Annotated in this window: 1 protein-coding gene (only partly in view); it reads right to left on the bottom strand. The window is 38.2% G+C overall.

Annotated features, from left to right (window positions below; translation table 11 throughout):
- Positions 1 to 12167, bottom strand: partial view of an IPT/TIG domain-containing protein gene (locus KCG35_RS16285; protein WP_215820856.1) — the start only. 22231 nt of this gene lie to the left of the window's left edge; only the first 12167 of its 34398 coding nucleotides appear in the window; its start codon is at positions 12165 to 12167; the stop codon falls past the left edge of the window.

Here is a 12167-nt window from a genome sequence, read left to right as displayed (position 1 = left end):
TGTTGTAACCCATACCCAAAGCCATGCTGAGCATCCAGTGTAGCCTGTTGGCCAAAACGGTTTTCCAGGGTAATTGGGTGGCGCCCAACAACTCCTTTTGGTGTATTGAAGAGCAAATGGCCCGTGGACAAAACATCAAAATCAGTTACTGGCGTTGAGCCAATAAATAATTGAAGTCCTTCCATAACGGTATTACCAGGTTCAAAGCCTGCACCATATAACTCAACCCTGGTACCACCTGTTAATGGTCCCCAAGCGGGTTCTACTTTGTTTAATACAATAGTTTGGTCAACAGCATAAGCACCTTGTAGTTTATCTTTTTGCCACAAGCCTTGTTTTTCAACTTCTACCCAGACGTCATAGTAACCAGGCACTTCAATTGCAGGTGCTTTCGCTGTAATCAGCGCTAACCGTTCCTGTTTATCATGACTTACTATTTCAGTAATAGAAAATGGCTTACCAGCAACCCACAACTTAATTCGCGATTTATCCAGTGGCGCTCCAAATACACCAACAGTTACTGTCTGCTGCTCACCTGCAAGTACTCTTCTGGGTAATACTGACTCAATTTTAACAATATCAAGCCGTTTACCACGAAAAATAAGCGGCACTTGTTGTGTTACCGCTAATGTATATAGGTTTGTTTTAGAATTTTCATCACGGGATACCAGGCCTTTTGCTACATGAATAACAAGCTGATCCCCTACGTTTAAACCATGTTCACCAGTCAATTCTATATCCGCATCATTGCCCGATAAGGTAAGGGTATAAGGCAGCGGTTTACCAAAAGCATCTGTCACTGAAAACTTATCTTTATTCAGTGGTGTATCAATATCCTTACTGAACCTTAACCGAGCCAGTAATCTGTTTTGAGCATCATAGTCAAGAATTCCATTAGTAGGATCAACTCGGTGTATAGCTAACACAACATCATTTGTTACCTGTATAACCCCAGGATAACGCTTACTTTTTTGACTTCCCCCACCAAGTGCGGAAAAAGGCAAAGCAATGACATGCTGCAGATTATTCGTTTTAAATGCATCCATCCCTTCCAAAATTAATGGTTTTTTCGGGTTGGTAATATCAACGGTTAAAATACCTTGCTGTCCCTGTGCGAGATAGAGTAAATGACCTTTTTTGGCTATATCATAAACGTGGCCAATACCATTAACACGAGTGACAACTTTTGGCTTCAGTGGATTACTTACATCCACAATAATCACTCCACGCTCGCCCGCAGCTAAATAAGCGTATTCACCCTTAACAATCACACGACTAGCAGGAATATCAAGTTGACTGAGTACTGATAAGCCTTTTTCTGTACGGCCTATAATATAAAAGCCACCTTGTCCTGCACGTTCAGTGCTTAGCAACTGCTGTGTATCAAGCTGCCATTTACCAGCAACTACCGTATACATAACATCACGACGAGGCTGATCTGTCAGTCGAGCAATATCCAATGCATCTAGTTGGTGAGGTAGCTTCAGTGTTTCAAATAAATAGGCCTTTGTTGGTAAGTAAACATCTACTAGACCCACACCTCCATTACCCATAGCAATAACTGCATTGTGGTTATTAATACTAATTCCACGAGCAAAGTTGGCAGGTAAAGGTAAAGCTCGAAGAATATTGGCTCTGTTTTTATCAATAGCCAAAATGAACAGCTTAGCTTCAGTTAAACCAGGTTTAGCTGCGGTCACATAAATTCGATCTGTACCTTTTTCAAAGTACCCTTGAATACCTAATGCAATATAGCCATCAGGCAAAGTGAACTGCATTTCTTGACGATCATCAGACCCATTATGGTCTAAGTCAATCATACCCATTAAATCATCTGGATTAAATGGACCATCTAGCTGTCCATCTCCATTTTTATCAAACGAGGCCTTGGAATTTATTAATTTATCGCCATCAATATTAAAAATACGTACATAGTTACCTTGTCCCACCATCAAATAGGTATAAGATGGATCAATAGCCATAGTCGTTATCTTCTGCTGTGTAACGATATTAGCTTTTGCAGGCTGCACGTAACGAAATGCTTTCTCTAATGTAACTTCTTGATTATCACTTAACTTTTTAACTGTAATATCGACTTTACCCAAAGCACCTGGAGGCGATTTTAATTGTAATGTGTGTGAATCCAATACCTTAATATCACTGGCTTTGCTATCTCCAAACATGACTTCCAATTGAGCAGCATCTAAAGGAAAGCCCTCTCCTTTTACTGTCACCAAGGTATTGCCAACCAACGAGCCCTCTTCGGGTGTGGCCACTTTAACGTGCATGGGTCCTACATAAATAAGCGCTCCCACTTGTTCTGCATAACGACCTGCACCATCTTTTACAACAACGGTTGCCGCGCCAGGCAAACCCTTAGGCACTTTTACTTTGTAAATTGATAAGTCACCATCTGTTCGAACCAAACTAACAGCAGAGGAATCAACACTATTAATGACTAGTTGATTGGCAAAACTAAAGGCAGGTACTGTATCACCTGTTACATTACGCAGGGTTATTTCTACAATACCATTTTCGACAGGAACAATTCGAGGTGTAATATCTTCAATGAGTAAATTAGGCCCAATAAAATCTGCTGTAGTAAATCTTAACTCATAGTTAAATAAACCACTTGCCCGACGTAAGGATTTTTGTCCTGATAACGTTAACTGATATTGTGTATTTGTGGTTAGCGTTTGTTTTGGTTTTATAAACAACAGGTTTGGCTGTTTCTCATCAAACTTAAGTTCAAACTCAACAGCTTTATTTTCACTGTCTGCAGAAACTTCATAAAAGTTAACTACTTTTTTAAGTTCCTCAATTGAGCCTGCGTCTAAAATTGAACGTGTAAACTGTAATTTAATTTCAGTATCTCTTGATACGCCCAAACTACCATCTTCAGGAATAGCCGATACAATATCTAAAATCTTTGTATCAATTAAAAACAACTGAGAAGGAGAGTTAGGCCAACCATTACTCGTCGTAATAATAATTCCATCTTTGGTATAGTGCAGAGGATACTCTGCAAAACTAGAGCGAGTTCCTTTAGTATTTTCTATGTCAAAGCCTGCATTTTCGTTTTTACAATCAGTTAGCTTAATAGCATCAATGAGGCTTATCGATTCAACATCACTGACATCATAAATACCTAAATATTTACTGACTGATTTTTTACAACCTTTACCACTATACTCAACAGTTGCCACGGTTGTTTGCTGAGCGGTAATATTTGCAGCACTTCCAGGCACATCAAATCCATACCCTTCAAAGTGCCCCAGTTTTCGCCAAAGATTGGGTATATTATTTTCAAACACCTCAACATCAGCTGCTGCTAGTCTATGCTTTCCAGCAACGGGTGTGATGGGGTCAGTATACTCAAATGCACCAATTTGAGGTACAGATGGCTTTGTTGTATCAAATACAGCAACTTGTGCAGAGACAACATACAATCGCTGACCATCAACAACCAACTGTTTGGCTGCTACATTATATGTTTTACCTTTGTACTGATAATGCTGCAGTATTTTTAGTAATGATGGTTTTTCAGGGTTAAGCGTACTTATTACTGCTATGCCATCATCGCCTAAATTCACAAATAGCAATTTGCCTATTTGCTGGATATCTGTTGGCCCAGCATTCGTAGGTAAACGTAGCGCATATTTAATACCACGATTATCTGAATCTGGTTGATCAACACTATCACCACTGTTCCTTTTCTCAATAGCATCAAATACCAATAACCATGTTTGATCTTCATATTCAGTGTCAAACTCATTAAAGTGTAAACCTCGTGCAGTGACATACACTTTTTTATCTGCCGCAGAAAGAAGAATGCGATAAGGCTTTAACTCCTGTGGCAGGTTATAATAGCCAAGCCTGTGCATGGGCGCTGCATGAGCTAATCGATCAGCAAATGTGTTTTCTTCAGATTCAATTTCTGGCTGATAATCAATAATACTGATCCAACCAGGAACATATGTATGCTCAAATGCTTTTCGGTGTTGTTGCTGACGCTTTATACTTTCTGGATTAACGCCAACACCTAATACATATATTAATTTTTGTGTTTCATCGGCTGTTATATCAGCAATACGCCCCATAGGTAAATTAACAGGATTACGAGCAATAAAGTCTGTTGCTAGAGGGTTTTCTGAACTGGTTGCTAACGCCTTTGTAATATCCAATTTGCCATAAAAGATAGCTCGGGGAAGTACAAATTTACGTCCTTGCTCATCAAATAATTCAACATCAACAAAGCCACGGTAGTTACCCCCAAAGTCAGGTAATCGCCAATACAGTGTTTCTGCACTATAGAGGGTTAATTTATCATTATCGACCTCATTAATACGAGTCTTATCACTATTAGGTTGCCCTGAAGGATAAGCTTTAACCTTAATTCCTTGATGAAATCCTAAACCAACTATTTGAGCAGTTTGTACTGTATCTCGTTGGTTAATATTGACAACTGAAGGATCAATGAAGGATACATAAAGCTGATCTGTAAATATAAAGCCACCGACACGAGAAGTGTCTAATTGTGTTTGAGTATTTTGTACTTTAACTTCTGCTGCCCCTGCATAGTGTGGAGATGTCAGAATTTCAATTACATCTTTTTGGCTTTCTTCGTTAAAACTTACTGACTGAATTTGCTGTAGTTCACCGCCAATCCATACTTGAGGTGTATCACCAAAATGATAGCCAGAAATTTCTACTTTGGTACCACCTTGAATACCTCCTACTTTTGGAGAAATATCTTCAATTTCTGGTTTAATCGCATTCCGGACAGGAAATGTTACAAAGTCAAAAATATAATCGCTACCTAATGCATCCCCATTAAGGGCTTTTAATCCTTCTTTGACTTGTACGTAATAACGAGTATTTAACTCAAGATTGACATCTGCTTTAGGTGTTAATTCAACCCAGCGCCTGTCAAGTACAATCCTATCTGAATTATTTTCTTTTTGGCGACGAAACTTAATATCAAATAAATCAGTGACTTTTTCACCCAATAATAATGGCTGACTTGTCTCACTAAATGTTTTATCCAGTTCAGAAAGACTTATACCTAAACTTTCTGCTACCAACTCTTTAGCTTGTTGACCATCTCCAGGCAAACGCAACCAAACATCAATATACTTAGCTAGATCTGCTTCATGACTAACATTTACAATATCTGATAGTTCAATGGTTATTCTATCTTCTTTAACTAATGTCGCTTCATCATCTACGCTTGGCATCCACTGTTCACCAGCTGAAGGGTAATGATTAGTGACAGTAAGCTCTGCAGTTTCTAGCTTATCAATACCCTGTTTTCCGCCTGCTACAAAGATTGCGCCACGCGCTAACGCCATTCCTCTAGCGCCACTGTCTTGCCATGTTGCTCGACGATGAGTAACTGCTGGTCGTGTCGAATCCAGTAAACTATTACTAAGACGCCCTAAATCAATGACTTCTACCAAGGCATGCGCAGGCTGATCCTCTTGATCTGAGTAATGAACTGAAACATAGGCTTTATTGCCAACAACTTCTACATCATATGCACCATCTGCACGCCAGTCATTTCTAGCAGGAATGAGTTCAACTGTCTTATTTAAACGAGGTTGGTGCGGTGTACTAATATCAACAATATTAAGCTGTGAAGTACCACCTGGACCCGCCATATCCGTGACGTATAACTTATTTCCTTGAATGGTCAGCCTATTAGCAATACCCAAGGTATCTAATTTCGACACAATAGGCATGGTTGGGTCACTAATATCTGCAATTACCACACCTTCATGAGATGCCGCAATAAATGCATAGCCATTTGCAACAACAACATCACGAGCAAAGCCATTAGGCTTTATATAACCCACATGGTAAGGTGCTTTTCTGTTTGAAATATCAATAACTTGTACACCACCATAGCCATTTGCAACCAAAACAATATTGTCCTTCCGTGCAAGGCCATAAACATCATCATAAGGAAGATCAATTCGTCCTAATAAGCTTGGTTGTGTTCCAAAATGTTGATCTTGGTTTTCCCAGCCAAAAATGAGTAGCTCACTTCCCTCTACAACATCAGTTTGTCCTTTACCTGAGTCACTTGCACTGCTTTCTCTTTCTGCAACCAAAGCAGTAACAAATGGGTGTTCTTTTCCTGATAACTTAACGGCTGACTTTCCAGCAAGAATAAAATCTGCTTCTGCTTTTAGCTCAGAAATAACACCATTAAAAACATCCAGTGTCGAATGTAGTGCTGAGTACAAGAACTGTTTATCTTTTCCATTAGAGTTAATATCTTCTGACAGTTCATGCAGATAAATGCCTGTACGTGGCGACAATTTAGGTTGGCGCTTCTCCGCCACTAATTGCTCAAGTGATTTAGTACCAATATTAGGCTCATACACTAATGGGTTTAATGTACTCCAAGCCGTAATGACACCACCTTTTTGAGTGAGCGTGTTGTACTGATCGATTGCGGTATAAAAGATGTCTTCGCCATAAGACTCTGTTCCATCAGCACCAGGTTTAATAAAATAACGCTGACTAAAACGCATACCCACTTCATGCAAAGATTCTTCAGCAAAAACTTTTCCATGATTTTGCGTTTCAACCCAAGTTCTTATTCTTATACGTAAATAACGGTGTTCTTGATTAATATCTAAAGTAAATCGATGCCAATATATATACCGGTGATTTTCAGGTTCGCTTTTAGGTTCACCGTCTTCAAGGTCTTGGTCATTTTTATGTAAAGTAAACTCAACCTCTTTTTGCTGTTGCCATTGCCCATTTTTATCTTGATACTCATAACTGACTGTAGCTTTAACCTGACGGTTATCACTGCCAATATCATCAACAGCTGCAAATAATTTTACTTCTTCACCTACAGTGATTACTTCTCCAGAGACAGGTGAAAGTAGCGAAATTTTAGGTTGAACCGTATCATCAATTTTACCTATACGAACAATTTTAGACTTACCAAGATTACCTGCAATATCGTAAGCCATGACTTGCACAACAAAGCTATCCACACCCTGTGGAGGATCAATGGTGGCTTGGAAAACATTATCTTGAGCAAAACTATTTACTTCAGTTGACTTACTTTGATAGCGAGTGGCTGCTAATTGTCCATTAACATAAAATAATACTCGATCTATTCCATCAACACCTAGTTCGTCTTTGATCTCTGCGACGATATCCAATGGTTGCCCATCAATGATCACCGCATTGTTATTGTCTGGTTTAATAATTGAAACCGTTGGAGGCTCATCCTTTTTAACGGTTAGTGATAATGTCCCTCCAGGTAAAGAACGATAGCCATCTATATCTTCCGCTACTATTCTAAAGTGAACTTTTTCACCAATTTTTTGGGGCATTGTATAGTGAAATTGGAAGGGTGCTGCCTCATCTGTTGCTAATAAAATATCCTTACCGGCATCATTTAAATCAGTGGTCTGATAAAATGAAATACGCTCTATTCCAACACCATCAGGGTCATTGGCAGTCCCTTGTAAAACAATTTCACGCCCAGCAATGATATTTTTGGTTGATATTTCTTTAGCGTTACTACTAAACACTTTAATATTCAAATAATTGGGTGGTTGGTTCCCCAGTAAGCTTACTATTCTAGTATGCTTTTTTGAAGTATTTCCTGCACCATCAGTAGCAACCGCCTCTAAAGTCAAGCTTAATTTTTTAGCTTCATTATCTGTAGCGTTTCCTGAGTAATCTTTTATCGTGCCAAGCTTAAACTGACCACTATAGGGTGCACTTAAAGCAATTGACTTTGCGAGTACCTTTTCACCTAATTTAAGCTGAAACTGTACAGAAGCAACTTTTACATCATCCTCAGCGTAAACATCATAAGCTAAATAGCCTTTTTCCCTCACAGTTGCATTATTATCAGCAGGGTTATTGAATTTTATTGTAGGAGCTTCTTCATCTTTTAATACGATGACTTTGGTATCTTTTGCTGTACGAGCTACACGCGCTTTTTTATCTTGTAAATATTTTTTCTCTATCGCCTGAGCCGATAATAAAATGTCATTACCTGCTTGTCCGTAAGGGATATTAATTAAAAACTCATATGGAAACTGCGTGTCAGTCAATGTCTGATTACCTGTAACCAGGCCTTTAACATTCAAGGATACATGCTCGATACCCACATCATCCAGTGCACTAACCTGAACTAGCATTAACTGCCCTTCAGTACGACGAACATCGCCCATCTTTTGACTTGCTTGAGGTTCTGAAATAACTACAACTGGCTGCTCATCTTCAACAATCTCTAAATGTACCTTTTCAGTTTTTTTATGGTTACTTAAATCGTTATAAGTAGCACCATAAGTATCGATAGCATCAACACGCAATGTAAGTTTATTATTTTTACTCACTTTTTTATCAAAAGCAGGTACATCCACTACAAAGTTATATGGAGCTGCTCTTAAAGGCATATCCGCAATAATATGATCAGGGTTAGAACTACCAGAATGAATGGCTACTAAACGAACATGATCTATCGCAACATCGTCAAAAGCATTAACATTAACAAATAACTTAGAGCCTTCAACAATTTTACTTCCATTAATAGGTTCTAAAATATCAAGTTTTGGTTTTTCATCAACACGTATGCGATATGCTTTCTCAACACTTTCTTTTTTTCCTGACACATCAACAGCTTCAAGCTTAAGCCAAATATCAAATTTATGTTGCTCACTGACATCACGCTGATTCAATTTAAGCTTTTCTATAAGCTCTATGATTCTTGGTGTATGAATAATTTGCTTATATAGTGGCGTAACATTTTGCTCTGTAGTTATTGCATTAAAATCTTGGCTAGGTATTTGATCAATACTTCTGATCAAATCAGTATAAGGCAATTTTATATATCGACCACTTGGCAACCTTACACCAAATGTTCGGAATAATTTCAGCTGTCCTACTTTTACATTATCAAATGCCTGAAGCTCTGCCGTAAAATCTGCATTCTCAATAGCACCATACGTGTCAGGCTTGAGAATAACACCAGGTTTAATTGAGTCTGCTTTCGCATTAAACTCTATTTTATGCACAGCTAGTGCATTATCGCTATCACGTACTGTGACCTGCAGCTCATGCTTTTCATCTGTACGAATCAATCCAGCAGGAACTTCCATAACAAAATTAATTTGCTTAGCGTTTTGGCTATCAATTCGCCCAAACTCTTCAGCCATAGCTAAAGTGTAATTTTCATTAATGGATGCAAAAATACTTTCAAAGGCTTTTTGATACTCAGTGCTTGGCTTTCCTACCGACTTAATATTGCTAATTCCCAACGTTTTCCCATTAAGGAAAACCTGTATATTACCAGAGGAAACCTCCTGGTCATCCGCAACAACAATTGAGCCCAGAACTTTTGTTATTCCCGCTACAATTGATTGATTAATTTCAGGTGAAACAATTCTCACTTGTGGAGACATGTTCCCCATAGGATGAACTAAAATTGTTTTTTTAGTTATCTGACCGAGTGTGTCTTCAACTTCAAGCTCATACTCAGTGGGCTCATAATCATTAAATGAAATTTTAATTGATAACGTTTTATTCGTTATCCAAGGGTGTGGACATTGCGTTATGAAAGACTCGTTTTTTCCTGCTACAATTTCTCGCTCACCCGTCCTGAGCTTTTTATATACATCAAAAGATCTTAAACCAACATCATCTGTTAATAATGCCTTTAACTCAAAGGTTTCGCCCTGACGAACCCAAAACTCTCCGTAATTAATTCGAGCTGAGTCTGTGTAATTAATTTTGTATTTACGGCCATCCCAGTAGCTGCTAAATCGCGTGAGCTTGAGCTCTGGTGCTTCATTATTTGTCAGAGGCAAATCAATTTGTTCAATTGACTTACGTCCAGCTCTATCTTTGGCAACAATTTGAAGCGCAAGCTCACCTTGATCAAAGGATTTTGGAACTTGATAAAAAAGCTTGTAAGGCCTTTCTTTAAAGTATTGACCACCAACTTCCTGTATTAACTGCCCATTTTCAAATAACTGTAGGCTGCCAATACCATTACTATTATCTTTGACTAATGCCATGAGATCAAAACGTTGATCTGGTCGCGCAATCATTCCAGAAAGCGGGTTTTCAATTACTACTTCAGGTCGATCAATATCTTTTTGTAATGTATGTTGTACTTGAGGTATCAGTGACACGGGTGATCTTTTACTACTTAAATGATCAACAACGTGGGTTAACACTTTAATGCTATCCCCTGGACGAGCCCATCCAGGAATAACGGCAGCCGATGTATAGTTAAATAATTTATTTGATGATGTAACTGTTGGAGTTAACGTCAGCCAAGCCCAAGTTGGTTGCCCTGCCTCTTGACTAGCAATCTTATCTAATAACTTTAAACTTACTCTTGCTGTGGCGTGACCAATGTTAAAGTCTTGTCCATTTGCTTTATAACGATAACTACTAGGAATACTACCCCTTTCAATAACTATTTCTTGTAACCAGTCAAATGCAGGTTTGGAATTCTCATCATCTCCAGATAGCTCAGGATATACTCGGATTTGTGTCACATTGGGAAATAATGAGCTAAGATTTTTTAACTCTTCAGTTGTTACAACTGCTTCTTTAGCCTTAGCTTGACATATATTCTTGTCATATGCCTTGATACGATATTGAATGTTTTCAGGAATAGATTCGCCAGAAACACTAAAAAGGCTTGTGGAAGACTGAATAAAAGAAGTTTTTAATTTCCCATTATTAGTAAACAAGAAATGTGCACCATTAACGATAATGGATATATCTTGTTTTACTTCAGGATAATTTAGCTGTAATTGAGGATAATAATTTTTAGCATGTTCACTTTGGAAAAGGGAAAATCCTGTTGGATCTCGATTACCTTGCACACCAAAACCGCGTAATGTTGTATACAAACTCGTTGACTTTAACGTGTGTTCATTGGAAGTATAGTTATCACTTACTTGCCACTTCACCAAGCTTAATAAGCCTTGTTTCCAGTCTTTCTCAGTATACTCAGCTAATGGCAAAACTTTTGGAGCAGGATCTGGATGTAACTGAATTTTATGGTCATAAGTAACCTTATTACCTAAAACATCTTCTGCAAGAATACGTAGCGTTAAACTGTGCGTTTCAGTTACTGGACTATATTCATTCAAAGATACGCCATTGTTCGAGAAAGATACATAATCCTTATTTATGTCTTCTTCTTTAGTGATTTCTTTCTTCTTATCACCATCCACCCAATATATTGCATATTTTTTAATGTATGACTGATCAGCAATTTCAACTTTAATATCGAACGCTTGTAAATCATAAAGTTCACTTTCTGGAGAATGGACTGTAATTTTAGGCGCTTTTTCATCTTTTAAGATGTTTAAAGGAATAACAGAGCTTTGCTCTTCATTATAGCCATTATCTCGAACTGTGATTGTCACGCCTGCTTGCTTTCCTGCATACTTTATATAGCTAACAGGTAATGTTACTACACCTTTAAAAGTAACATGGTAGCGCTGTGCAACTTTGACTTCGCCAAAAGTCCCTGGGTTAGGAAGTGTGACTTCTTCAATCTCTGGCTGAGCACTGAATGCTGTCCAACTTATAATCTCTTCACTATTATCAGGTAACTCCACTTTTACCTTGATATTATTTATATCAATGTATTTATCATCCCAAGCTTCCCCTTTAATGTTAAATGTTTGTCCAGGAAGCAAAGAAACTTCACCCGTTGGTTCACTTATTGCCAGGCTCGGCTTATTTTTATCATGCTGAATATCAAGCGCTAATATTTCTACTGTTTCTTGATTTGCACTATCCTTAGCATAAACACCAACCTTTACCTCTCCAGTATCAGGCAAGTGTGGAACACTCAGCATCCTTACTAAATAGTGGCCATTATCTGCTGCATTGTTAAGCTCATTCTGGGGAATATTCAGTCTCACCACTTCCCGTTTTTTCTGACTACCTTCATACTCAGCAACAAAGAAATAAACTTGTTTCAATGAACGATCATCATTTACGAGTGCAGATAGCTGGAAAGACTCACCTTCAACTAAGCGAGAGCCGTGTGCTGGAGTACGAATACTAATGTTAGGTTTCTGATCTTGGCTAATAGGATAATGCCAGTTTGATTCAATTGAATTCTCATTAAACTCATCAGATGCCGTTAAAGTAAGCAC

The organism is Zooshikella harenae (assembly GCF_018837975.1).
In the GTDB taxonomy this organism is placed as follows: domain Bacteria; phylum Pseudomonadota; class Gammaproteobacteria; order Pseudomonadales; family Zooshikellaceae; genus Zooshikella; species Zooshikella harenae.
Note: the sequence above shows the minus strand (reverse complement) of the source record. Positions and strands in the feature narration are given on the sequence as shown.